Origin of the sequence: Mycolicibacterium confluentis (assembly GCF_010729895.1) — a bacterium.
Taxonomy (GTDB): Bacteria; Actinomycetota; Actinomycetes; order Mycobacteriales; family Mycobacteriaceae; genus Mycobacterium; species Mycobacterium confluentis.
Genome location: NZ_AP022612.1, coordinates 1,989,852 through 2,012,011, shown reverse-complemented (window position 1 = coordinate 2,012,011; position 22,160 = coordinate 1,989,852). Strand labels below are relative to the sequence as shown.

Genomic DNA, 22,160 nt, shown 5'->3' with positions numbered 1-22,160 from the left:
TCGTCATGGGGTGGTGAGCCGTTCGCCCGCGGTGTCGAACAGGTGCTCACGGCTGGGGCGTACCGTGACCCGGACGGAAGTCCCCGGTTCGGCCGGGGCGCTCCACCCCGCCACCACCGCGGCCTCCACCACCGCGGTCAGCCGCCGGGGCCCGATCTCGACGATCACGACATAACGCGGCCCGAGCAGTTCGACGAGTTCGATCCGGCCGTTGCCGTCCTCGGCGGGTTCGATCACCAGATCTTCGGGGCGCACACCGAATGTCACGGTGCCGTCCTGTGCGGCGACCGGCCAGTCCAGCCCGTCGGCAGCGAACCGGCCGGCGCGCACCTGTCCCTCGATCAGGTTGGCGCTCGGTGACCCGATGAAGCCCGCGACGAACGTATTCGAGGGGCGCCGGTACAACTCCTCCGGGGTGCCGCGTTGCGCGATCCGGCCGGCGTCGAGCACCACGAGTTGGTCGGCGATCGTCATCGCCTCCTCCTGATCGTGCGTGACGTACAGAGCGGTGATGCCCAATTCCTGCTGCAGGCGCCGAATCTCGGAACGCAGTTCGACCCGCAGTTTGGCGTCGAGGTTGCTCAGGGGCTCGTCGAACAGGAACACCGACGGTGTGCGCACCAGCGCGCGGGCGATGGCGACGCGCTGCTGCTGCCCGCCCGAAAGTTGGCGGGGCTTGCGGTCGAGCAGTGCGGTGATGCCGACCCGTTCGGCCGCTCTACGGGCCCGTTCGGCGGCGTCGGACCGTCCCACGCCCGCGTTACGCAGCGGGAACTCGATGTTGCGCTGGACGCTCAGATGTGGGTACAGCGCGTAGTTCTGAAAGACCATCGCGATGTCGCGCTCACGCGGGGTCGCACGGGTGACATCGCGGTCCCCGATGCGCACCGTTCCCGCGTCGGCATCCTCGAGGCCCGCGAGAATCCGAAGCGTGGTGGACTTTCCGCAGCCAGACGGGCCGACGAGCACGGTCAGCGAACCGTCCGGCAGCGTCAGGCTCAGATCGTCGACCACCGGCGCACCGCCGAAACTCTTGCTGATTCCCTCGAGTTCGACCGCGGTCACTTCGTGGCCCCCGTGGTCAGTCCGCCCACCAGGAAGCGTTGCGCCGCAAGCGCCAGCACGTAGACCGGCAGGATGCCGAGCAGTCCGGCGGCGGCCTGCTGACCGAACTGCACATTGCGGTCGCCCTGGAACAGCGACAGTCCGACGGTCAAGGTCTGGCTCTCTTTCGTCACGGCGAGGTACACGGCGAACAGGAAATCGTTGTAGGACAGGAAGAACACCACCAGCAGCGCGGCCACGATGCCGGGCCACAGCAACGGCAGCACGGCCCGCCGGAACGCCGCGGCCACCGACAGGCCGTCGATCACGGCGGCCTCATCGATCTCGACGGGGATGCGGCGGACGAAACCGTCGAGCAGCCACGCCGCGACGGGGACGCTGGCGATGCCGTTGACCAGGATCAGACCCCCGACGTTGTTGGTCAGTCCCAGGTTTCGCAACAGGAAGAACAGCGGGATGATCGCCACGATGGGCGGGGCGCAGTAACTGGCCAGCAGCGCGGTCAACAACCGTTCGCCGTTGAATCGGCGTGCGGTGAAATACGCTGCGGGCGTCGCGATCGCGACCGCGAGCAGCGCGGCCCCCACCGCCGACACCCACGAGTTCCGCAGCATCGTGCCCAGCGCGATGGTGTCGAACACCGAGGTGAAGTTCGACGTGGTCCACTCCTGCGGCCACAGGCTCGAATTGAGCACGTCGCCGGGCGGACGCACCGACAGCGACACCAGGTAGCCGATCGGCAGCAGCACGATCAGCACGACAGCCGCCAACGTGACGCGGATCAGACTGCGGCGCGTCATGACCGCTCCCCCTTGACCGACCGCGCCCGCGCCGCGGTGAGCACCGTGGCGACCGCCCCGACCACCAGGGCGAACACCAGGGTCTGCGCGGCGGCAGCGCCCATGTCGAAGCTGCCCCGCAGACCGGTCTGATAGATCAGGTACGGCGACAGCGTCGTTGCGAATCCCGGTCCGCCCGAGGTGATCACGACGATCAGGTCGAACACCTTGAACCCAATCACCAGTTCCAGCACCAGGACCGCCCACGCGGTCGGCGCGATCGCAGGCCAGGTCACCGTGGTGAACGTGCGCCACGGTCCCGCACCGTCGATGCGTGCCGACTCCTGCAGTTCGGGCCGCACCACACCCAGGGCCGCGAACAGGATCAGCGTCGCGAACGGCGTCCATTGCCAGATGTGGATGAGCAGCACCCCCGCGAACGCGCCGACGCCCGAACCCAACGGGTTGAAGCCGGGCAGGCCCACCGCCGAGAACACATCGGCCAACCCGCCGCCGACCGGCGCCAGCAGCAGTTTCCACGCGACCCCAATGAGCACGGGCGCGGTGACCAGCGGCAACAGCAGCAGTGCCCCCACGGCGCCGAATCGGGCCCCGCGGGCCCGCAGCAGCAGGGCCAGGGTCAGGCCGAGGCCCGTGGTGGCCGCCGCGGCGACCACGGCGAACAGCGTCGACCGCCACAGCGACGGCACGAAGGCGGGCGCGGCGAACGCGGTCTGGAAGTTGTCCCCGCCGCTGAACGCACGCAGGGGGTGGGCCAGCGATGAGTCGGTCAGTGCCAACGCCACCAGGTAACCGGTGGGATAGACCAGAAACAGCACCAGTCCTGCGACGGCGGGCAGAGCCAGCCACAGCGGGACGCGACGCGTCATGTCGCGGCGTTCTCCCAGCTGGTCTGCGCATTCTCGAGCGACTGTTCGACAGTCTGACTCCCGGCGATCGCCAGCGCGAGCTGATCGACCAGATCCTGCAGCAGCTTCGGCGCGCCGTTGGCCTTGGGCCACACCAGCGGATCACCGTGCAGGCCTTCGCGAATGGGCTCGATGGCCAAGGTGACGACCTTGGCGTAACCGTCGGAGTCCAGCACCTCACCGCGCACGGGGTCGATGCCGGCGCCCGCGGTCGACGACACAGCCAGGTTCTGCGGTGCGGCCGTGGCCCAGTTCAGGAACGCCGCGGCGGCCTCGGTGTTCTTCGATGCCGTCGAGATGCCCAGGCCGAAGCCCGCATCCAACGCGGTGCGTGGCGTCTTGTTGGTGCCCCCGACCGGCAGCGACACCGCGCCCCACCGTCCGGCGATCTTCGACGCCGTCGGGTCCTCGGCACGCAGGGCCATATCGGTCCACGTGTCCAGCAGTGCCCCCTGACCGCTCAGGAACGACTGGTTGGCCTGGTCGAAGCCGATCTGCAGCGGTGTGGGCAGAGCCACCGGCGCGACGTCCACGAGGTGGCGCAGGGCAGCAATCGAGGCGTCCGACGTCAACTCCGGCCTGCCGTTCGCGTCCACGAGGTTGCCTCCGTAACCGGTCAGCCGGTTGATGTACGAGCAGCCCAGGATCATCGGCACCTGCTGTCCGGAGACGATCGCCCCGTAGGCCGCCCCGCGCGAGTCCTTGGTGATCTTGGCCGCGATCTCGTCGTACTCGTCCCATGTGGTGGGCGGTTGGAGGCGGTGCCGTTCCAGCAGTTCGGCGTTGTAGAACAGGATGTGGATGTCGCCGTCGTACGGCAGTCCCCAGCGCTTGCCGTCCAGCAGCGTGTACGGGTCGTAGATCGACGGCAGGTAGCCGTCGACGCCGATCGCGGATGTGTTGGTGTCGATCCAATCGGTGACGTCGACCAGCGCGCCAGCGTCCACGAGATCGCCGAGGCCGAAGTAGAAGTAGTCGAAGACGTCGAATTCACCTGTGCCGCTTTGGACATCGAGGATCTGCTTGCTGGTGAGCTGATCGTAGGGTGCGGCGGTGACCTCGAGGGTGCCGCCGGTCTCCTTGTTCCAGGCGGGCGCGAGGATGTCGCGGAACGATGTCACGTGGGGCTGGTTGACGAGCAGTTTGAGGGTGACGCCCTCGAATCTGCCCGCCACTGGGGCGTCGGCGGCCAATGTGTTGGCGCTGCCTGACGATCCGCAGGCGGCGAGCGCAGGTGCGAGCGCGGCCGCGCCGCCCGCGAGGCCGAGCAGTTGCAGGGCGCGTCGCCGAGTCAGTGGGCGAGTCAGCGGGGATTCTCCGGTCACGACGGGCAACAGTACGAAGACAGCGCCCGTCTAGACGAGGGAAAAACTCAGCTTGATCTTGACGGCGGTCAGGCGCTGCGCTCGGTCAGGTCGCCGATCTCGGTGTGCACCGCGCGCAGGTCTGCGGGTGTGAGCTGATCCAGTGTGTCGACACGACGGCGCCGCGCGCTCGTCGGCACCTCGATGTCGTTGGGGATGACCAGGACTGCGCAGCCCGCGAGCACGGCCGCCTCGGACCCGATCAGCGAGTCCTCGATGGCCAGGCAGTCGGCTGGGTTCAGCCCGAGCAGTTGGGCGGCGCGCAGGTACGGGTCGGGGGCGGGCTTGCCGCTGGGCACCTCGTCGGCGCACACCGACACCGAAAAGTAGTGGCGGCCAATGCTGTCGAGCGCCTTCTCGGTGAGGTCGCGGCGGGTGTTGGTCACCAACCCCATCGGGATGTCCGCCGCCAGCAACTGGTCCAGCATCTCCTTGGCCCCCGCGCACCACGGCAGGCCGGTCGCGAACAGCTCACCGACGTACTCGTGCAGCCAGTCGGCGGTCTGGGCCATGTGGTCCGGGTCGGGGTTCAACCCGAGGTCGGCGTAGACGATGTCCATGACCGTCTCCGCAGACCCGCCGACGGTCGCGGTGCGAACCTCGGCAGGCAACTCGCGGTCATGGCGCCGGTAGAGCTCCTGAATGCCGAGATCCCACAGCTTTTCGGAGTCGACGAGCGTGCCATCCATGTCCCACAACACCGCACGCATGGTGCCATTCTCTCAAAATCTGGGACTGAGCCGAAATCCTGTGGCCTGGGTCACTTCTCACGCCGCGGCAACGGGCGCCACAGCAGCTCGCGAAGTCTCAGTCCTCGGGGTTGTAGCCCAGGTTCGGCGCCAGCCAACGCTCGGCCTCCTGCAGGGTCCAGCCCTTGCGCCGTGCGTAGTCGGCGACCTGGTCCTGTGCCAGCCGGCCGACGACGAAGTACTGCGACTGCGGGTGCGAGAAGTACCAGCCGCTGACGGCGGCCCCCGGCCACATCGCCATCGACTCGGTCAGCTCGATACCGGTCCGTTTCGTCACGTCCAACAGGTCGAACAGCGTCGCCTTCTCGGTGTGCTCCGGGCAGGCCGGATAGCCGGGGGCCGGGCGGATCCCGACGTAGCGCTCCCTGATGAGTTCCTCGTTGTCCAGCTGCTCCTCGGGCTGGTATCCCCAGAACTCCTGGCGCACCCGCTGATGCATCCGTTCGGCGAACGCCTCGGCCAACCGGTCGGCAAGCGACTCCAGCAGGATCGCGCTGTAGTCGTCGTGCGCCGCCTTGAACTCCATGATCTTGTCCTGGCTGCCGAGCCCCGCGGTGACGGCGAACGCGCCCACGTAGTCGGCCAGGCCGGTCTCCTTGGGCGCGATGAAGTCACCCAGCGAGCGGTTCGGAATGCCGTCGCGGTGCTCGCCCTGCTGGCGCAGGTTGTGCAGCGTCGTCAGCACCTCGGACCGGGTCTCGTCGGTGTAGACCTCGATGTCGTCGCCGACGGCGTTGGCACAGAAGAATCCGATCACCCCGTTGGCCGTCAGCCATTTCTCCTTGATCGCGGTGTCGAGCATCTCCTGCGCGTCGTCGTAGAGCTTGCGCGCCGCCTCACCCGAGGCCGGGTTGTTGAGGATGTCCGGGAAGCGGCCCTTCATCTCCCAGGCGTTGAAGAACGGCTGCCAGTCGATGTACTCGCGCAGTTCGGCGAGGTCGTAGTCCAGAAACTCCCGGACTCCCGTGCCGACCGCGGGCACCGGGGGCGTGTAGCCCTCCCACTCGACCGGCGTCCGGTTCGCCCGGGCCTTCTCCAGCGTGAGCATCGGCCGCTCGTTCTTCTCGGCATGCCGTTCCCGCAGGGATGCGTAGTCCTTCTCCGTCGCCTCCAGCAGGGCCGGCCGCTGCCGGTCGTCCAGCAGCGCCGCGGCCACGGGAACGGAACGCGAGGCATCTTTGACCCAGACCACGGGACCGCTGCGACGCGGCGCCACCTTCACCGCCGTGTGGGCGCGCGACGTGGTCGCGCCACCGATCAGCAGCGGGATCTCGAGCCCCTGGCGTTCCATCTCGACGGCGAAGTTGACCATCTCGTCCAGCGACGGGGTGATCAGGCCGGACAGGCCGACGATGTCGGCGTTGTGCTCCTTGACCGCGTCCAGGATCTTCTGCGCAGGCACCATCACACCGAGGTCGATGACCTCGAAGTTGTTGCACTGCAGAACGACTCCGACGATGTTCTTGCCGATGTCATGGACGTCGCCCTTGACAGTCGCCATGATGATCGTGCCGTTGGTGTCCTTGGTCGCCGCGACACCGGAGGCTTCCTTCTCCGCCTCGATGAACGGCAGCAGGTAGGCCACGGCCTTCTTCATCACGCGGGCCGACTTCACCACCTGCGGCAGGAACATCTTGCCCGCGCCGAACAGGTCGCCGACGACGTTCATGCCGTCCATCAGCGGGCCCTCGATCACCTCGATCGGCCGCCCTCCGGCGGCGGCGATCTCGGCTCGCAGTTCCTCGGTGTCGGCGTCGACGTGGGCGTCCATCCCCTTCACCAGCGCGTGCGTGATCCGCTCGCGGACCGGAAGGCTGCGCCATTCAGCCGCGGCGGGATCCTCGCCCTTCTCCGTCTTGTTGAAGCGTTCGGCGATCTCCAGGAGACGCTCGGCGGCATCCTCGCGCCGGTTCAGCACGACGTCCTCGATGCGGTCCCGCAGTTCGGGATCGATCGAGTCGTAGGGCACCAGCGCACCGGCATTCACGATGCCCATGTCCAGGCCGGCCCTGATGGCGTGGAAAAGGAACACCGCGTGGATGGCCTCGCGGACCGGGTTGTTACCCCGGAACGAGAACGACACGTTGGAGATGCCGCCGGAGATGTGCACGCCCGGCAGGTTCGCCTTGATCCACGCGCAGGCGTTGATGAAGTCGATGCCGTAGGTCGCATGCTCCTCGATGCCGGTGGCCAACGCGAAGCAGTTCGGGTCGAAGATGATGTCCTCGGCCGGGAAGCCGACCTCTTCGGTCAGGATCCGGTACGCGCGCCCGCAGATCTCCTTGCGGCGCTCCAGGTTGTCGGCCTGCCCCTGCTCGTCGAAGGCCATCACCACGACGGCGGCGCCGTACTTGCGGCACAGCCGGGCTTCGCGGACGAACTTCTCCTCGCCCTCTTTCAGCGAGATCGAGTTCACGATCGGCTTGCCCTGCACGTTCTTCAGGCCCGCCTCGATGACCTCCCACTTGGAGGAGTCGATCATCACCGGGACGCGGCTGATGTCCGGTTCGGCCGCGATCAGCTTGGTGAACCGGTCCATCGCGGCGACGCCGTCGATCATGCCCTCGTCCATGTTGATGTCGATGACCTGCGCACCGACCTCGACCTGCTGCAGGGCCACTGACAGGGCGGTGTCGTAGTCCTCGGCCTTGATCAGGTTGCGGAACCGGGCCGAGCCGGTGATGTTGGTGCGCTCACCGATGTTGACGAACAGGGACTCGTCGGTGATGTTCAGTGGCTCCAGGCCGGCCAGCCGGGTGGCCACCGGAATCTTGGGCACCTCACGCGGCGGCTTGCCCTCGACGACCTTGGCGATCTCGGCGATGTGCGCCGGCGCCGTTCCGCAGCAGCCGCCGACCATGTTGACCAGTCCGGCCTCGACGAAGTCCGCGACGTAGCCCGCCTGACGCTTCGGGGACTCGTCGTACTCGCCGAACGCGTTGGGCAGGCCCGCATTCGGGTAGCAGGAGACGAAGGTGTCGGCGATCCGCGACATCTCGGCGAGGTACGGCCTCATCTCGGGCGCGCCCAGGGCGCAGTTGAGGCCGACCGCCAGCGGCCTGGCGTGCCGGATCGAGTTCCAGAACGCCTCGGTGACCTGACCGGACAGGGTCCGCCCGGACGCGTCGGTGATGGTGCCCGAGATGATCACCGGCCAGCGGCGTCCGCGCTCCTCGAACAGCGTCTCGATGGCGAACACCGCGGCCTTGGCGTTCAGCGTGTCGAAGATCGTCTCGACGATGAGGAGGTCGGCACCCCCGTCGACCAGGCCGCGGGCGGCGTCGCTGTAGGCGGCGACCAGCTGGTCGTACGAGACGTTGCGGGCGCCGGGATCGTTGACGTCCGGCGAGATCGACGCGGTCCGCGTCGTCGGCCCCAGCGCGCCGGCGACGTAGCGGGGCTTGTCGGGGGTGCTGAACTCGTCGCAGGCTGTGCGGGCCAGAGCGGCTCCGGCGTAGTTCAGCTCGTAGCTCAGCTCCGCCATGTCGTAGTCGGAGAGCGAGACGGCGTTCGCATTGAACGTGTTGGTCTCGAGGATGTCGGCGCCGGCCGCGAGGTACTCGCGGTGGATGCCGGAGATGATGTGCGGCTGCGTGAGGGTCAGCAGGTCGTTGTTGCCCTGAAGGGGGCTCGCCCAGTCCTTGAACCGCTCGCCGCGGTAGCCCGCCTCGTCCGGCCGGTCTCGCTGGATCGCCGTGCCCATCGCGCCGTCGATCACCAGGATCCGCTCGCGCAGTGCAGCCGACAATTCGTCAGTGCAGTCGGGGCGGATGTTGGGCGCGAAAGTGTCCTGCACGAGCACTCCTTCCATAACGGAAGGCGTCCTTGACTTCGCCGAGCGTGGCGGAACCGGCAGAATCCGGGATCCGTTGCAACGCCTCTCGACCCCGCGAGTCTACGTTGTCACGCATCGACGCATGGACGCCCAACCGGTCACCACGATCGACCACATTCAGGGTAGTCACACGACGCAATTCTCTCCGTTGCGCCCGTTGCCACTTCCGCGCCGGACAGGCCGTACGCTGGATCAGTGACCCCGTCGGATTCCCGCAGAGCAGATCTGCCCGAACTCCACAACACGATCATCGTGGCCGCGTTCGAGGGCTGGAACGACGCCGGTGATGCGGCCAGTGACGCGTTGGAGCACCTGGATGCCATCTGGGAGGCCTCGACGATCGTCGAGATCGATGATGAGAGCTACTACGACTACCAGGTGAATCGGCCGGTGATCCGGCAGGTTGACGGTGTCACCCGCGAACTGGTGTGGCCGTCCATGCGGATCTCGCACTGCCGTCCGCCCGGCGGCGACCGCGACATCGTGCTGATGCACGGGGTGGAACCCAACATGCGGTGGCGCAGTTTCTGCGCCGAACTGCTGTCGATCGCCGAGAAACTCGACGTCGACACCGTGGTGATCCTCGGTGCGCTGCTGGCCGACACGCCGCACACCCGCCCCGTGCCGGTGTCCGGGGCCGCCTATTCGTCGGATTCAGCCAAGTACTTCGGCCTCGAGGAGACCCGTTACGAGGGGCCGACCGGCATCGCGGGCGTCTTCCAGGACGCCTGTGTGGCCGCGGGCATCCCCGCGGTGACGTTCTGGGCCGCCGTCCCGCACTACGTGTCCCAGCCGCCCAACCCGAAGGCCACCGTGGCGCTGCTGCGCCGCGTGGAGGACGTCCTCGACATCGAGGTGCCGCTGGCCGACCTGCCCCTGCAGGCCGAGGAGTGGGAGCAGGCGGTCACCGAGATGACGGCCGACGACGAGGAGATCGCCGAGTACGTGGCGTCCCTGGAGCAGCGCGGCGACGCCGAGGTCGACATGAACGAGGCGCTGGGCAAGATCGACGGTGACGCGCTGGCCGCGGAGTTCGAGCGCTACCTGCGCCGCCGCGGGCCTGGGTTCAGGGGCTGACGGAACCTGCTGGTGTAGGCGTCGAAATCCCACGTCGCCAGGAAGTCGCGGCCCGCGGCGACACCCTTGTCGTACAGCGCGAGCTTGTCGGCGTCGGACAGATCGAAGTCGAGGACGCCGACGTCGGTGGTGTCGACCCGGATGGTCCGCGCACTCACCCACGGCTGGTTGAGATGCGCCTGATCACGCCCGACGAGCATCGTGGTCACCACCTGCTCCAGCAGCGTCGGCGCACCGAGGGCGCGCAGTGGCCGAAGTGCGGGGATGACCTGGGCATTCTCGGCGGGCAGGTTCGGCAGCAGCGTCACCCCGAACGTCGGCCAGCGCGGCACCTTCCCGTCGACCCGATCCAGCGAGTCGATCGGGAAGTTCGACAACAATCCGCCGTCGACCAGGGTCGACGTCGTCCCGTCGGCGTGCGTCAGCGTCACCGGCCGATAGAAGAACGGGATGGCCGTCGAGGCGCGGACGGCGTCGGCCACCAACTGACGATCGGGGTCCAGCCCGTAGACCCGCTGGTAGTCCCATGGCAGCCGGACCAACTGGCCCAGCGTCACATCGGCGACCGTGACGACCAACCGGTACCGCTGCTCGGGCGGCAGGCTGCGGTCGGCGATCCGCAGATCGGCGAAGGTCGTCACGCGATAGTCGGCCAGTTGCTCGGCGACCCAGTCACGCAGGGCCTCACCCCGGTAGACCCCGCCGCCCGAGGCAACACCCCAGACCGGACCCAGGATGGGGATCCGCTCCACCAACCCGGGGTCGAGCAGTGCGCGGTAGTCGATCCGCATCGCGATGCTCTTGAGTTCGTCCGCGTCGACCCGTTTGGCGTGCACCGCGGCGGCCAGCACCGCACCGACGAGGGCGCCAGCCGACGTGCCGGAGATGCGTTGCGGCAGGTGACCGCCGTCCACAAGTGCCGCGACGGCACCGACCAGCCCAATTCCCTTGACCCCACCCCCGGAGAGCACGAGGTCCGCGCGCGTGGTCGGTGCCATGGCTAGACCTTCTCTGGTTGGGGCGCCTGCCACTGTCCGTCGAGAGCGTCCGGCTTAGGCCAGTACAGCCTCATGACCAGCGCGAACGGCCCCTCCGGCGCGGGCAGCCAGTTGGCCATCCTGTCCTGCCCGGGCGGGTCGTGCTGCACGTACAGCGTGTAGCCCCCGTCGGGGTCCTTGACCAGGTCGGGCAGCATCGCCGAGTTGATCAAGTAGCGGTCGATCGGGTTGTCCGAGAGCAGGCTCTGCGGCATCTCGTAGAGGGTCAGCGACCAGAACGCGTTGACCGGCGGCAGCTGCCCCGGCGCGAACCGGTAGACGTACTTGTTGGCCCCGGTCAGCGGCGCGCCCGTGGAGTCGTTGGCGAAGTTCGGATAGACGGCCTCGGCCGCGGTGTTGCCGTAGATGCCCAGCGCCGCGCCCGCCATGCGATACAGGTAATTGTCCTTGAGGTCTTTCCGCGTGCCGAAGAAGTCCGCCGACCCGACTTCCCCGGTGTCGATCTTGTCCTTCTTCAGCGCGTCGAGTTCGGCCCACGCGTCGGCCATCCCCGCCTCGATCGCCGTCCGTGTCTCGGGGCTCAGCGATTCGGCGTCGAAGGTGCGACCGGCGCCCACCCCGATGTCCTCGAACCGCTCCCGCACCGCGGCCTCGTCGGGCAGCGTCGGAGCGAATTTCATTGTGAAGTTGAGGATGTCGAAGAACTGCGGCGAGGTGCGCTGCTGCTCGCGCGACAGCGGCGGGACGAAGTCGATGGGCGGCGCGGCGGGCGGTGACGGCTGGTTGAGGTGCACCGACAGCGGTGTCACCTGGTAGCCGGCCTGGATCCGCTTGACGTTGTCCAGATCGTCGGGCCCGAACAGCTGAGTGCGGTACAGCACGAAGGCCAACTCGGTGTCGCTGCGGATGATCTCGTTGATGCCGTCCGGTTTCTCGCCCTGCCAGTTGGGCCCCACGAGCAGGTACCGGCCACCGCCGTTGCCCGTGGTGCGGCTTCCGACGTAGGCGAAGTTGTAGGTGTAGCCGTCGATGAACTGCAGGGAGTAGTACCGGTCCTGATCGATCGGCGGCACGGTCAGCACCAGCGGTTCGGTGCGCAAGTCCGCCCCGAGCATCGAATACGGCGTATCGGAGTTGGGGGTCTGAATCGCGGTGTCCTCGGGCGTGTAGACCCGGGCGGCGTTGTGGATCTGGTTCCAGCCGCCCTTGTACTCCGGGTTGTCCTTGTCGACGAAGTACGCGTACTGGACGCGGTAGTTGTCCACCATCGGAAAGCCGTAGACGTAGGCGTCCTTGGCGATCTCACGCGCCTGCTCCGGGCTGACCGAGGCCTCGGCAGGGGGCGGCGGCGCGCTCGAGGTCTCAGTGGGCCTGTCGGTCGTGGCACAGGACGTGAGCAACAACGCGACCAACGCGACGGCGAGTCTCCTCATGACCCGAACCTACGCGAAGGTCAGAGTGCGACCCCCAACAACGCGTCGACGGCAGTGCGCACCAGGGCGGGCGCATCCTCGTCGTGACCGCCGTACTCGAGGGCATCCGCCGACCATCCATCAAGGGCCGCAAGGACTTTCGGAGTGTCCAGATCGTCGGCCAGGTAAGCGCGCGCCCGCGCAAGCAGATCGGTGGCATCGGGCGCGGCGGCCAGCGACGTCGCGGCGCGCCAGCGCTCCAACCGCGCCTGCGCGTCGGCGAGCACCTGCGGGCTCCAATGCCGGTCACTGCGGTAGTGCCCGGCGAACAGACCGAGGCGGATCGCGGCGGGTTCGACGCCCTCGGCACGCAGCTTGGACACCAGCACCAGATTGCCGCGACTCTTGGACATCTTGTGGCCGTCCCAGCCGATCATTCCGGCGTGCACGTAGTGCCGGGCAAAACGGCGTTGCGCGGTGACGGATTCGGCGTGCGCCGCGGAGAACTCGTGGTGCGGGAAGATCAGGTCGCTGCCGCCGCCCTGCACGTCGAGCCCCATGCCCAGGCGGGTCAGCGCGATCGCGGCGCACTCCACGTGCCAACCGGGCCGGCCCGGGCCGAACGGCGACGGCCAACTCGGCTCGTCCGGGCGTTCGGCGCGCCAGACCAGCGCATCCAGCGGATCGGCCTTGCCGGGGCGGTCGGGGTCTCCCCCGCGCTCGGCGAACAGTTCCCGCATCAGGTTGTGGTCATAGCCCGACTCGTAGCCGAATTGGGTTGTGGCGTCAGCCCGGAAATAGACGTCCGGATACTGCGGATCGTCGACGACGTAGGCCGCGCCGGAGACCAGCATCTTCTCCACGAGTTCGATGACCTCGCCGATGGCGTCGGTGGCGGCCACGTAGTCGTGCGGCGGCAGCACCCGCAGCGCGCTCATATCCTCACGGAACAGCTGGATCTCGCGCGCCCCCAGGTCGCGCCAGTCCACGCCGTCGCGCGCCGCGCGTTCGAACAGCGGGTCGTCGACGTCGGTGATGTTCTGCACGTAGTGCACCTGATGACCGGAATCCAGCCACACCCGGTAGACCAGATCGAACGTCAGATAGGTGGCGGCATGGCCGAGATGGGTTGCGTCATAGGGTGTGATGCCGCACACGTACATCTTGGCGACGTCTCCCGCCGCGACCGGACGCACCTGTCGATCGGCGCTGTCGTACAGACGCAACTGCGGGGACCGCCCGGGCAACTCCGGAACGGCTGCGGCACTCCACGACTGCATGGAGGAAGACTCTAGGCGGGGCGAGTTGTGCGTCATCAACTGGCCGACCTGATCGCCTCGAGCAGTACGTCGGCGAGTTCCGGGCGACACATCAGCAGGTCCGGCAGATAGGGATCCGGACGGTTGTAGATCATCGGGGACCCGTCCAGCCGGGAGGCGTGCATGCCGGCCGCCAGCACCACACCCGCGGGTGCGGCAGAGTCCCATTCCCACTGCCCTCCGGCGTGGATGTAGGCGTCGACGTCACCGCGCACCACAGCCATCGCCTTGGCACCTGCCGAGCCGATCCGCACGAGTTCGAAGTCGAGCGTCTCGGCCATGCGGTACAGGACCCGCGGCGGCCGGTTGGAGCTCGCGGTGATGCGGATGGGCGCGTTCGGGTCGCGGCGGGACCCCGCCACCACGGTGTCGGAGCGGTACACCTCACCGTGGGCTGGCAGCGACACCGCGGCGTCGGTGATCCGGCCGTCGGGTCCTCCGACGCGCTGCCACAGCGCGATGTGCACGGCCCAGTCCTTGCGGTACGGCGTCGCGTACTCATGCGTGCCGTCGACGGGGTCGATGATCCAGACCCGGTCCGACTTCAGCCGCGCCAGGTTGTCGGGTGACTCCTCGGAGAGCACCGCGTCGTCGGGACGGTGGGTGGCCAGGCGCTGCAACAGCAGCCGATTGGCCCGCGCATCCCCCTCGTCGCCGAGCATCCAGGGGTAGTCGTAGCCGACCTCGTCGCGCATCGCCACGAGCAGCTTTCCGGCCTCGACAGCCAGGTCAGCGGCCAGTGCGGCATCAGTCTGTTCCATGCTGTCGGCGGCCGCACTCACTGTGCCAGTATCCGCGATGGGCTCGGTCGGCAGCGGGTGGGGCTGAGAGAGACGCGCGGCTGACGCTAAATTCGGCACATGCGTACAACGCGCCGCGGCGCCGCAGTCTTCCTTTCTTTGGCCGCGATTCTGGCGGGTTGTTCGTCGGCCCATGAGGAGCGCACCCTGGCCGGCACTTCCTGGCAGCTCGTGACGATCGAATCCTCCGACGACGAACAGGGCAGCACCGCGGTGCCGGACCCCACCAAGTTCACGGTCGAATTCGGCACCGACGACAAGGCCTTCTTCCAGCTCGACTGCAACCGCGGCAACGGCGGCTACACGGTCGAGCCCAGCGCGGACGGCTCCGGGTCGGTCAGCTTCGGTCCCATCGCCACCACGATGATGCTGTGTCCGCAGCCCTCGCTGGACCAGGAGGTCGCCACGGCCCTCTCGAATGTCGCGGGGTATCTGTTCCAGGACGACCGCCTGCACCTGTCACTCAAGGCCGACGGCGGCATCCTGACCTGGAAGCCGGCTCCCTAGAACGCCGGCCAGGGAATCGGCCGGCGCCGATCGGGGCTGGGCATCACCGGATCGTCGAGCATCCCCTGGACCCGCTCGGAGAGTGCGCGGACCTCGCCGCGCGTCACGTGTTCGGCGAGCTGGTCACCGAGTTCACCGTCCAGCGCGTCGAGCAGGACCCCCACGGCGCCGAGCAGTTCGTCGTCGACGGGTTTACCCGCCCAGCCCCACAGCACTGTGCGCAGCTTGTCCTCGCGGTGCAGGCACAGCCCGTGATCCACCCCGTAGACACGGCCGTCGACACCGTGCAGGATGTGCCCGCCCTTGCGGTCGGCGTTGTTCACCAGGATGTCGAAGACCGCCATTCGGACCAGCCGCGGATCGTCGGCGTGGATGAGCATGACCTCGTCGCCGGCGTAGTCGTAGGCGCGCAGCACGGGCAGATAACCGCCGGGCACGGTGCCGGCCGGGCACAGGTCGACCAGATCCGGCCCCAGCGCGGCGTCGGGGTCGGGCTGGTCGATCCAGCGCTGCACCATGCCGGACCCGGCGGGGCCCTCGCGAATGATGGTGTGCGGCACGATGTCCCATCCCAATGCCGCCGAGATCAGGTGGGTGGCGTACTCGCGGCCGGCCAGGGTGCCGTCCGGGAAGTCCCACAGCGGCTGCTCCCCCGCCACCGGTTTGTACACGCAGTGCACGGTGACGGAGTCGAGTTCGGCCTCACACAGGAACGTGGCGTTGCTCGCCGAGCGAATCCGACCCAGCACCGTCAGCTCACCGCTGCGCAGGACCTGTTCTGCCGCGGCGGCGTCAGCGCACGGCGTCATTCCGCCGCGTCATCGTCGGAACCGAACACCTCGGTACGCAGGTAACCGTTGGTGCGCACACAGATGTGCCCCTCGGGATCCAGGGGCTCCTCGCACAGCGGGCACGGCGGACGCCCCGCCGAGATGACGCGGTTCGACCGGTTGGCGAACTGCCGGGCCGACTCCGGAGTCAGGAACACCCGCACCGCGTCGGGGCCGTCCTCGGCGTCATCGAGCACGACCGACGCGTCGAACTCGGTTTCGGACACCGCGAGCAGTTCGACCACCACGGTCTGCGCCTCGGAGTCCCAGCCCAGGCCCATGGTGCCGACCCGGAACTCGGCGTCGACCGGCGTGATCAACGGGCTGAGATCCTCGACGTCGGTGGTCTCGGGCGGCAGCGGGGTGCCGAATCTGCGGTTCACCTCGACCAGGAGTGCGCCGATGCGCTCGGCGAGCACGGCCACCTGCTGCTTCTCCAACACCACCGACACCACGCGCGAGTCGTGCACGGCCTGCAGATAGAAGGTTCGGTTTCCGGGCTGGCCGACAGTCCCGGCCACGAAGCGGTCGGGCGTGCGGAAGACATGAATTGCGCGGGCCATGGCCCCTCCAAAATACCGGGAAACCCCGGACGGCTGCCGAGCCGCCGGTGGTTTCAGTCCGTCGAACCGCCGACGACGGCGTCACCGGCCGATGGCGCGGACCCGTCGTGGTCGGGGGTGGGTGGCGCGCTCAGTGCACTGGCCAGCGCGGGACCGGTGTGGTTGACGTGGACGACAAAGGGCCGCATCGCGGTGTACTTGATCACGCTGCACGAGGCGGGATCGGCGGTGATGCGCTGGAATCCGTCGAGGTGCAGGCCCAGCGCATCGGCCACGATGGCCTTGATCACGTCTCCGTGGCTGCACGCGACCCACAGCACGTCGGCGCCGTCGTTCTGTTCGGCCAGCCTGCGATCGTGTTCGCGCACCGCGGCGACCGCACGGGCCTGCACGTCGGCCAGCCCCTCGCCGTCCGGGAAGATCGCCGCGCTGGGCTGCTGCTGCACCACCGACCACAGCGGTTCCTTGAACAGTTCGCCCAGCGGCCGCCCGGTCCAGGCTCCGTAGTCGACCTCGACGATGCGCTCGTCCACCACCGGTGTCAGGCCGAGCGCGGCGGCCAACGGTTCCAGGGTGCGTTCGCAGCGCAGCAGCGGTGAGCGCACCAGGGCCTTGATCGGCAGCCCGGCCAGCCTGTCGACGAGTTCTTGGGCCTGTGCGCGGCCCTTGTCGTCGAGGTCGACGCCCGCGGACCGACCCGCCAGGGTGTGGGCGGTGTTGGAGGTGGACCGGCCGTGCCGGACCAGGATCACCGTCATGTTGCGCTCATCACTCCAGTCCCCAACAGGATCATCACGATCACACCGAGCGCGATGCGGTACCCGACGAACCAGTACATGCTGTGGCTGACCAGGAATCGCAGCAGCCATGCGATCGCGGCCAGCCCGACGGCGAACGCGATCACGACCGACACCAGCAGCTGCGGGCCGGTGGCGCTCATACCCTCTTTGACCGGTTCGAACGCATCCGGCAGTGAGAACAGTCCCGAGGCGAGCACGGCCGGAATCGCCAGCAGGAACCCGAACCGGGCCGCCAGTTCACGGTCGATGCCCAGGAACAGGCCCGCGCTGATGGTCGCCCCGGACCGGGACACCCCCGGGATCAGGGCCAGGCACTGCGCGAAACCGACGATGACGGCGTCGCGGAACGTCAACTGCTCGGCATGCCGGGTCTGCCTGCCGAAGTACTCGGCCGCGGCGATCACCAGCGCGAACACGATCAACGCGGTCGCGACGATCCACAGATTGCGGGCGCCCGAGCGGATCACGTCCTTGAACAGCAGGCCCAGCACGCAGATGGGGATCGTGCCGATGATCACGAACCACCCCATGCGGTAGTCGACGTCGCGGCGTTCGCGGTCGAACAGGCCCGCGAACCATGCACGCACGATCCGCACGATGTCCTTGGCGAAGAACACCAGAACAGCCGCCTCGGTGCCCAACTGCGACACCGCAGTGAACGACGCTCCGGCATCCTCGGAGAAGAACAGTCGCGAGGTGATCGCCAGATGACCCGACGAGGAGATCGGGAGAAACTCCGTCAGCCCCTGCACCACGGACAGCACCACGACCTGCAGCCAGGACATCGCCGCCACATCCACGCCGATGACCGTACCTGTGTTTGCCTCCTCACCCCACGGTGGGCAGGCGCGTGCCGGGCGCGGCGGTGGCGATCGCGTCACGCACCGTGGCGGTGAGGCTGCGTTCGTCGGCGAGGTCGATGCCGCGGCAGCTGCGGACCGCGGTGGCCACGACGTCGTCGGCGTCCGGGACCGGGCCCACCATGGACCGCCGATACACCTCGATGACCAGGTGTTGACGGTCGACGACGCCGAACGCGAAGGTCCGTCCGCCCGGCAGCGAACCGAATCCACTGGCATGGATTCCGGTCGAGATGTCCTCGAAGACCAGTTCGGCCTCCGCGGCGTTGCGATTGTCGGCCAGTGCCATGGGGGCGAAGATACCGCCAGGCTCGGCAGGCCGGGCTGCACTTCCCGATACAGTCTCAGGCAGTGAATGCTCTCCAGTCCCCCCGATGGGTGCGCCACACGCTGGCCACCGCGAGCGCCGCGCTGCTGCTTGTCAGCGGCACGGCGTGCTCCTCGGACGTCATCGACTCGACACCGCCGACCATCCCGGCCGCCACGCCCGCCCAGTCGCCGCCCGCGGTGACCGCCCCGGCCGGCGTGATCCGTCCCCTCGCAGGCACCCCGACCGCGGCGACGTTCGACACCGCGTCGGCGGCGCTGCTGGTGTTGGTCCCGGGCCCGCGACCCGAGGACGCCGCAAGCCTCGTGGTGGTGCCCGCAGGCGGCGGTGCCCCGCGCACCATGGGCCTGCCGGCACCGGCCACCGCGTTGACGACCGACGGCGCGGGTTTGGCGTACCTGTCGACCCGGGGCGGGTACCTGGTCGTCGAGATCGACTCGGGCAACACGACGCGGGTCGAAGTGAGCGACGAGGCGGACACCGATTTCACCGCGATCACGCGGCGCGGCGACGGGCGGATCGTGCTGGGGACGGCCGACGGCGCGGTGGTCATTCTGGCCGACGCCGATGCCGCGAACAGTCCTGCCACCGTGAGCCACCGGTCGAAGATTTTTGCGCGCGTGGATTCCCTTGTCAGCAAAGACAATACGACGGTGGTCCTGGATCGCGGGCAGACCTCTGTCACCGCGATGGATGCCGAGGGCAACGCCGCCCAGTCGCTGCGCGCCGGTGAGGGTGCCACGACGATCGTCGTCGACGACGCGGGGCGGGTGCTGGTGACCGACACGCGCGGCGACGAACTGCTCGTGTTCAGCGCCGACCCGCTGATCATGCGTCAGCGGTTCCCGGTGTCGGCGGCGCCGTACGGCCTCGCGGGGTCCGACGGGCTCGCCTGGGTGTCACAGACCGCGTCCAACACGGTGATTGGTTACGATCTGTCGACTGGAATCCCCGTGGAGAAGGTGCGTCACCCCACCGTGCAGCAACCGAACAACCTCGGCTACGACGCCGACACCGACACCCTGTACGTGGTGTCGGGTTCCGGTGCCGGGGTGCAGATCATCGCGCGGGCGTCAGGCACCCGATGAGTGCGGCAGGCGGTGCGCGGGCCTCGCGCAGCCGTATGCCTCTCGGTTGGGACCATGACCTGGCCGACGAGTACGAATGGATTCCGCTGCGGCTGCCCCCCGATGTCACGCGGCTGACGGCGTCCACCCGGCTGTCCATCGAGGCGGAGTACCGGGGCTGGGAGCTGACCAAGGTGCGGCTCTACACCGACGGGTCGCGGCGAGTGCTGCTGCGACGCAAGAAATCCCGTGTACTGAATCCGTATGCGGGCGACCTACCGGAGCTGTGATGTACAACACGCTGCGCCGCGGACTGTTCCTCATTCCCGCCGAGCGCATCCACACCGTCGCGTTCGCGGCCCTGCGCGCCGCGACGGCCGCGGGCCCGGCCCGCCGCCGACTTCGCCGACTGCTGGCCCCCAGCGACCCGATCCTGGCCAGCACGGTCTTCGGCGTGCGATTTCCCGGCCCGCTGGGATTGGCCGCCGGCTTCGACAAGGACGGGCACGGGCTGAACGCCTGGGGCGCGCTGGGATTCGGCTACGCCGAGGTGGGCACCGTCACCGCGCAGGCTCAACCGGGCAACCCTGCGCCGCGACTGTTCCGGCTGCCGCAGGACCGGGGCCTGCTCAACCGCATGGGCTTCAACAACCACGGCGCCGGTGAACTCGCGCTGCAGTTGGCCCGGCATCAAGCGGACGTCCCGATCGGCGTGAACATCGGCAAGACCAAGGTCACGCCCCCCGAACGAGCGGCCGACGACTACCGCACCAGCGCACGGCTTCTGGGGCCGCTGGCCAGCTACGTGGTGGTGAACGTCAGTTCGCCCAACACGCCGGGGCTGCGTGATCTGCAGGCCGTCGAATCGCTACGTCCCATCCTGGCCGCGGTGCTCGACGAGACCACCACGCCCGTCCTGGTCAAGATCGCACCGGACCTCTCGGACTCCGACGTCGACGACATCGCGGATCTGGCGGTCGAATTGGGGTTGGCCGGCATCGTGGCGACCAACACCACGATCTCCCGCGAGGGTCTGCGCACCCCCGACGTCACCGCGTTGGGTGCGGGCGGAGTCTCGGGCCCACCTGTCGCGCAACGGTCTTTGGAGATCCTGCGCCGACTGTATGGCCGGGTGGGCGACAAGCTGGTGCTGATCAGTGTCGGCGGCATCGAGACGGCCGACGACGCCTGGGAGCGCATCACGGCGGGTGCGACGCTTCTGCAGGGCTACACCGGCTTCATCTACGGCGGCGGCATGTGGGCCAAGCACATTCACGACGGCATCGCAGCGCGGTTGCGTGATGGCGGGTTCGCCTCGCTGAGCGACGCCGTGGGTTCGGCCTCCCGGTCCTAGCTGTCGGTTGCCTGGCCACGCTGCGCACGGGTCAGCAGCACCGGATCGTGTGCGCTGACCATCAGCAGGTCGGGTTCACCGCGCTGATGCAGTTCGGCCAGGCGTTCCCGGTTGGCCCGCATCTGCCGGTAATTGAATGCGCTCACCATCGCCGAGGCGGTCACGCTAGTGGGCACGGGGGTCCGCCCGTCGACGGCGCCGCGCAGGTAGAAAGCGTCGCCGCAGTGCAGGATCCAGCGCTCCCCCGCATCGACCGCGATGCCCGCGTGCCCGCGGGTGTGACCGGGCAATGAGATCAACACGATGCCGGGTGCGATGTCGGTCAGTTCGCGGGCCGCGGTGAATCCACGCCAGGCTACGCCGTCGGGTGAGTATTCGACGAGCTTCGGGTCGTGCGCCCACTGGCAGCTGCGATACCGGAACCTTTCGGACCGCGTGGGCGCCGACACGGCGCCCTGCACTTCGGCCGCCGTCACATGCACCTGCGCGTGCGGGAAGTCCGCGAGCCCGCCGATGTGGTCGAAGTCGAAATGCGTTGTGACGATGTGCCGCACGTCCTCGCGGTGGAAACCCAGCTGTTCGATCTGGTGGGCCGCGGTCTCCTCGACGCGCAGCGCCGGGCGAAGCAGGTGCCGCAGTGGGCCGATGCGGCGCGGATCGGCGCAGTCGAGCAGGCCGTACCCGGTGTCGACCAGAACCAGGCCGGTGCCGGCTTCGATCAGGAGCACATGACACACGAACATACTTCCGGGGGCGTGCATGGTGCCGCAGTTGAGGTGGTGGACCTTCATCCCCCGGAGTCCCCCGCCGCGGAGGACAGCAGTTCGGCGCGGCCGATCTGGGAGACCAGGCTCGCCGAGTCGAAGTAGATGCGCTCGTTGATGATTCCCTCCCCCTCGAAGAAGAACACCGCGATGATCGGCACCCGAAACGACTTCCCTGTCGGGGGCAAACCGTAGAACTCGCCCAGGTTGGTGCCCAGCAGGTCGAATTCGACGATCACGGCGTCGTCGGCGACGTGGAAGCGCGCGTTCTCGTGGCGCTGGTCGGGGAACGCGGTGCGGGTGGTCAGGTAGTAGCCCATGACCTCGTCGTCGCCGTCGAAGACCTGCCCGGTGGCCATGATCTCGTAGCGCGGGTGGCCGTTGAAGGTCGCCAGCGTGCGGTCGAACTCCTTGGTGACCTCGGTCTCCATGTGCTCGCGAATCACCGCCAGCCGCCGTTCCCGCAAGACCTCATCGACCATCCCGGCTACGGTATCGCCCCATCCCGGCGACCGCCCGTGTTTGTACAAAACACGCCGCCGCCGGACGTACGAAGGCGGCCGCTCGGTGTCCTGGTCATGCGCCCCAGTGGTCATGGTGTGAACGGAACACACTGGGCCGACGTTGATTTGACGCCCGCGTCACCCCATCGGTCGCGCCTGCGCGATGTGTCCGGCGTAGCCCTACGGTGTCACGCGGGCTTGTCGCAGAACCGCGTGGCTATGCGCAGGGCAGTCGCGCACTGCGCGCAGCTCGTCGC

General features: G+C 68.3%; 22 protein-coding genes. 5 read left to right on the top strand and 17 right to left on the bottom strand.

Annotated features, from left to right (window positions below; translation table 11 throughout):
* Positions 1–3: 3 nt before the first annotated feature.
* The 6 genes from G6N34_RS09280 to metH all read right to left on the bottom strand — a co-directional run bounded on the left by G6N34_RS09280 (position 4) and on the right by metH (position 8,697).
* Positions 4–1,065 carry an ABC transporter ATP-binding protein gene (locus G6N34_RS09280; RefSeq protein WP_085155517.1) on the bottom strand — a complete coding sequence of 354 codons (1,062 nt, stop codon included), beginning with the start codon at positions 1,063–1,065 and terminating at the stop codon, positions 4–6.
* Entirely contained in the window at positions 1,062–1,865 is an 804-nt protein-coding gene (locus tag G6N34_RS09275) for a carbohydrate ABC transporter permease (protein ID WP_085155519.1), read from the bottom strand. Before G6N34_RS09275 ends, G6N34_RS09280 begins: the two co-directional genes overlap by 4 nt.
* Complete coding sequence (locus G6N34_RS09270; RefSeq protein ID WP_085155521.1) at positions 1,862–2,734, bottom strand: carbohydrate ABC transporter permease; 873 nt, start codon at positions 2,732–2,734, stop codon at positions 1,862–1,864. Before G6N34_RS09270 ends, G6N34_RS09275 begins: the two co-directional genes overlap by 4 nt.
* Positions 2,731–4,098 (bottom strand): ABC transporter substrate-binding protein, encoded by a 1,368-nt coding sequence (locus G6N34_RS09265; RefSeq protein ID WP_234813073.1) that lies wholly within the window; start codon positions 4,096–4,098, stop codon positions 2,731–2,733. The genes G6N34_RS09270 and G6N34_RS09265 overlap by 4 nt, the downstream gene beginning before the upstream one ends.
* 68 nt (positions 4,099–4,166) lie before the next feature.
* Positions 4,167–4,847 (bottom strand): HAD family hydrolase, encoded by a 681-nt coding sequence (locus G6N34_RS09260; RefSeq protein WP_085155523.1) that lies wholly within the window; start codon positions 4,845–4,847, stop codon positions 4,167–4,169.
* A 97-nt stretch (positions 4,848–4,944) separates the two neighbouring features.
* The gene (gene metH, locus G6N34_RS09255; protein ID WP_085155525.1) at positions 4,945–8,697 is read right to left on the bottom strand and encodes a methionine synthase; all 3,753 of its coding nucleotides are present in this window, start codon (positions 8,695–8,697) and stop codon (positions 4,945–4,947) included.
* A 219-nt stretch (positions 8,698–8,916) separates the two neighbouring features.
* Between metH and G6N34_RS09250 the strand changes: the two genes are divergently transcribed.
* Entirely contained in the window at positions 8,917–9,798 is an 882-nt protein-coding gene (locus G6N34_RS09250; protein WP_085155527.1) for a PAC2 family protein, read from the top strand.
* On the opposite strand, the gene G6N34_RS09245 is transcribed toward G6N34_RS09250, so the two are convergent.
* Genes G6N34_RS09245 through G6N34_RS09230 form a run of 4 tightly spaced genes read right to left on the bottom strand, consistent with a single transcriptional unit; the run spans position 9,762 to position 14,288 of the window.
* On the bottom strand, positions 9,762–10,796 hold the full coding sequence (locus G6N34_RS09245; RefSeq protein ID WP_085155529.1) for a patatin-like phospholipase family protein: 1,035 nt from the start codon (positions 10,794–10,796) through the stop codon (positions 9,762–9,764). The genes G6N34_RS09250 and G6N34_RS09245 overlap by 37 nt on opposite strands.
* 2 nt (positions 10,797–10,798) lie before the next feature.
* Positions 10,799–12,229 carry a DUF1254 domain-containing protein gene (locus G6N34_RS09240; RefSeq protein WP_085155531.1) on the bottom strand — a complete coding sequence of 477 codons (1,431 nt, stop codon included), beginning with the start codon at positions 12,227–12,229 and terminating at the stop codon, positions 10,799–10,801.
* A 20-nt stretch (positions 12,230–12,249) separates the two neighbouring features.
* The gene (mshC, locus tag G6N34_RS09235) at positions 12,250–13,488 is read right to left on the bottom strand and encodes a cysteine--1-D-myo-inosityl 2-amino-2-deoxy-alpha-D-glucopyranoside ligase (protein WP_085155533.1); all 1,239 of its coding nucleotides are present in this window, start codon (positions 13,486–13,488) and stop codon (positions 12,250–12,252) included.
* A 35-nt stretch (positions 13,489–13,523) separates the two neighbouring features.
* Complete coding sequence (locus tag G6N34_RS09230; protein ID WP_085155638.1) at positions 13,524–14,288, bottom strand: 3'(2'),5'-bisphosphate nucleotidase CysQ; 765 nt, start codon at positions 14,286–14,288, stop codon at positions 13,524–13,526.
* A gap of 99 nt (positions 14,289–14,387) precedes the next feature.
* Between G6N34_RS09230 and G6N34_RS09225 the strand changes: the two genes are divergently transcribed.
* On the top strand, positions 14,388–14,834 hold the full coding sequence (locus tag G6N34_RS09225) for an META domain-containing protein (protein WP_085155535.1): 447 nt from the start codon (positions 14,388–14,390) through the stop codon (positions 14,832–14,834).
* Here G6N34_RS09225 and G6N34_RS09220 read toward each other — a convergent pair.
* From G6N34_RS09220 to G6N34_RS09200, 5 genes are read right to left on the bottom strand one after another with little or no spacing between them, the layout of a single operon-like run.
* On the bottom strand, positions 14,831–15,643 hold the full coding sequence (locus G6N34_RS09220; protein ID WP_085155537.1) for an Rv2133c family protein: 813 nt from the start codon (positions 15,641–15,643) through the stop codon (positions 14,831–14,833). The two genes, G6N34_RS09225 and G6N34_RS09220, sit on opposite strands and share 4 nt — an antisense overlap.
* Positions 15,640–16,227, bottom strand: a complete 588-nt coding sequence (locus tag G6N34_RS09215) for an Rv2134c family protein (RefSeq protein WP_085155539.1) — start codon at positions 16,225–16,227, stop codon at positions 15,640–15,642. Before G6N34_RS09215 ends, G6N34_RS09220 begins: the two co-directional genes overlap by 4 nt.
* A 53-nt stretch (positions 16,228–16,280) precedes the next feature.
* Complete coding sequence (locus tag G6N34_RS09210) at positions 16,281–16,985, bottom strand: histidine phosphatase family protein (RefSeq protein WP_085155541.1); 705 nt, start codon at positions 16,983–16,985, stop codon at positions 16,281–16,283.
* The gene (locus G6N34_RS09205; protein ID WP_085155640.1) at positions 16,982–17,812 is read right to left on the bottom strand and encodes an undecaprenyl-diphosphate phosphatase; all 831 of its coding nucleotides are present in this window, start codon (positions 17,810–17,812) and stop codon (positions 16,982–16,984) included. Before G6N34_RS09205 ends, G6N34_RS09210 begins: the two co-directional genes overlap by 4 nt.
* 43 nt (positions 17,813–17,855) lie before the next feature.
* Positions 17,856–18,176 carry a hypothetical protein gene (locus G6N34_RS09200; RefSeq protein ID WP_085155543.1) on the bottom strand — a complete coding sequence of 107 codons (321 nt, stop codon included), beginning with the start codon at positions 18,174–18,176 and terminating at the stop codon, positions 17,856–17,858.
* A 122-nt stretch (positions 18,177–18,298) separates the two neighbouring features.
* Between G6N34_RS09200 and G6N34_RS09195 the strand changes: the two genes are divergently transcribed.
* The 3 genes from G6N34_RS09195 to G6N34_RS09185 are packed head-to-tail and all read left to right on the top strand — an operon-like array spanning position 18,299 to position 20,636.
* Positions 18,299–19,303: a YncE family protein gene (locus G6N34_RS09195; protein WP_234813075.1), complete on the top strand. Its 1,005-nt coding sequence runs from the start codon at positions 18,299–18,301 to the stop codon at positions 19,301–19,303.
* A complete protein-coding gene (locus G6N34_RS09190) occupies positions 19,300–19,572 on the top strand; it encodes a DUF5703 family protein (RefSeq protein ID WP_085155547.1) in 273 nt (90 codons plus the stop codon). The genes G6N34_RS09195 and G6N34_RS09190 overlap by 4 nt, the downstream gene beginning before the upstream one ends.
* Entirely contained in the window at positions 19,572–20,636 is a 1,065-nt protein-coding gene (locus G6N34_RS09185) for a quinone-dependent dihydroorotate dehydrogenase (protein WP_085155549.1), read from the top strand. Before G6N34_RS09190 ends, G6N34_RS09185 begins: the two co-directional genes overlap by 1 nt.
* Here G6N34_RS09185 and G6N34_RS09180 read toward each other — a convergent pair.
* Both G6N34_RS09180 and G6N34_RS09175 read right to left on the bottom strand, forming a co-directional pair.
* Entirely contained in the window at positions 20,633–21,427 is a 795-nt protein-coding gene (locus G6N34_RS09180; RefSeq protein ID WP_085155551.1) for an MBL fold metallo-hydrolase, read from the bottom strand. The genes G6N34_RS09185 and G6N34_RS09180 overlap by 4 nt on opposite strands.
* The gene (locus G6N34_RS09175) at positions 21,424–21,882 is read right to left on the bottom strand and encodes an ester cyclase (protein ID WP_085155553.1); all 459 of its coding nucleotides are present in this window, start codon (positions 21,880–21,882) and stop codon (positions 21,424–21,426) included. The genes G6N34_RS09180 and G6N34_RS09175 overlap by 4 nt, the downstream gene beginning before the upstream one ends.
* Between the last annotated feature and the right edge of the window lie 278 nt (positions 21,883–22,160).

Coding starts and splice junctions, on each gene's coding strand:
- G6N34_RS09275 (WP_085155519.1), bottom strand. CDS start 1,865: ATGACGCGCCGCAGTCTGATCCGCGTCACGTTGGCGGCTGTCGTGCTG.
- G6N34_RS09270 (WP_085155521.1), bottom strand. CDS start 2,734: ATGACGCGTCGCGTCCCGCTGTGGCTGGCTCTGCCCGCCGTCGCAGGA.
- G6N34_RS09260 (WP_085155523.1), bottom strand. CDS start 4,847: ATGCGTGCGGTGTTGTGGGACATGGATGGCACGCTCGTCGACTCCGAA.
- metH (WP_085155525.1), bottom strand. CDS start 8,697: ATGGAAGGAGTGCTCGTGCAGGACACTTTCGCGCCCAACATCCGCCCC.
- G6N34_RS09245 (WP_085155529.1), bottom strand. CDS start 10,796: ATGGCACCGACCACGCGCGCGGACCTCGTGCTCTCCGGGGGTGGGGTC.
- G6N34_RS09240 (WP_085155531.1), bottom strand. CDS start 12,229: ATGAGGAGACTCGCCGTCGCGTTGGTCGCGTTGTTGCTCACGTCCTGT.
- mshC (WP_085155533.1), bottom strand. CDS start 13,488: ATGCAGTCGTGGAGTGCCGCAGCCGTTCCGGAGTTGCCCGGGCGGTCC.
- G6N34_RS09230 (WP_085155638.1), bottom strand. CDS start 14,288: ATGGAACAGACTGATGCCGCACTGGCCGCTGACCTGGCTGTCGAGGCC.
- G6N34_RS09225 (WP_085155535.1), top strand. CDS start 14,388: ATGCGTACAACGCGCCGCGGCGCCGCAGTCTTCCTTTCTTTGGCCGCG.
- G6N34_RS09220 (WP_085155537.1), bottom strand. CDS start 15,643: ATGACGCCGTGCGCTGACGCCGCCGCGGCAGAACAGGTCCTGCGCAGC.
- G6N34_RS09215 (WP_085155539.1), bottom strand. CDS start 16,227: ATGGCCCGCGCAATTCATGTCTTCCGCACGCCCGACCGCTTCGTGGCC.
- G6N34_RS09210 (WP_085155541.1), bottom strand. CDS start 16,985: ATGACGGTGATCCTGGTCCGGCACGGCCGGTCCACCTCCAACACCGCC.
- G6N34_RS09205 (WP_085155640.1), bottom strand. CDS start 17,812: ATGTCCTGGCTGCAGGTCGTGGTGCTGTCCGTGGTGCAGGGGCTGACG.
- G6N34_RS09200 (WP_085155543.1), bottom strand. CDS start 18,176: ATGGCACTGGCCGACAATCGCAACGCCGCGGAGGCCGAACTGGTCTTC.
- G6N34_RS09190 (WP_085155547.1), top strand. CDS start 19,300: ATGAGTGCGGCAGGCGGTGCGCGGGCCTCGCGCAGCCGTATGCCTCTC.
- G6N34_RS09185 (WP_085155549.1), top strand. CDS start 19,572: ATGTACAACACGCTGCGCCGCGGACTGTTCCTCATTCCCGCCGAGCGC.
- G6N34_RS09180 (WP_085155551.1), bottom strand. CDS start 21,427: ATGAAGGTCCACCACCTCAACTGCGGCACCATGCACGCCCCCGGAAGT.
- G6N34_RS09175 (WP_085155553.1), bottom strand. CDS start 21,882: ATGGTCGATGAGGTCTTGCGGGAACGGCGGCTGGCGGTGATTCGCGAG.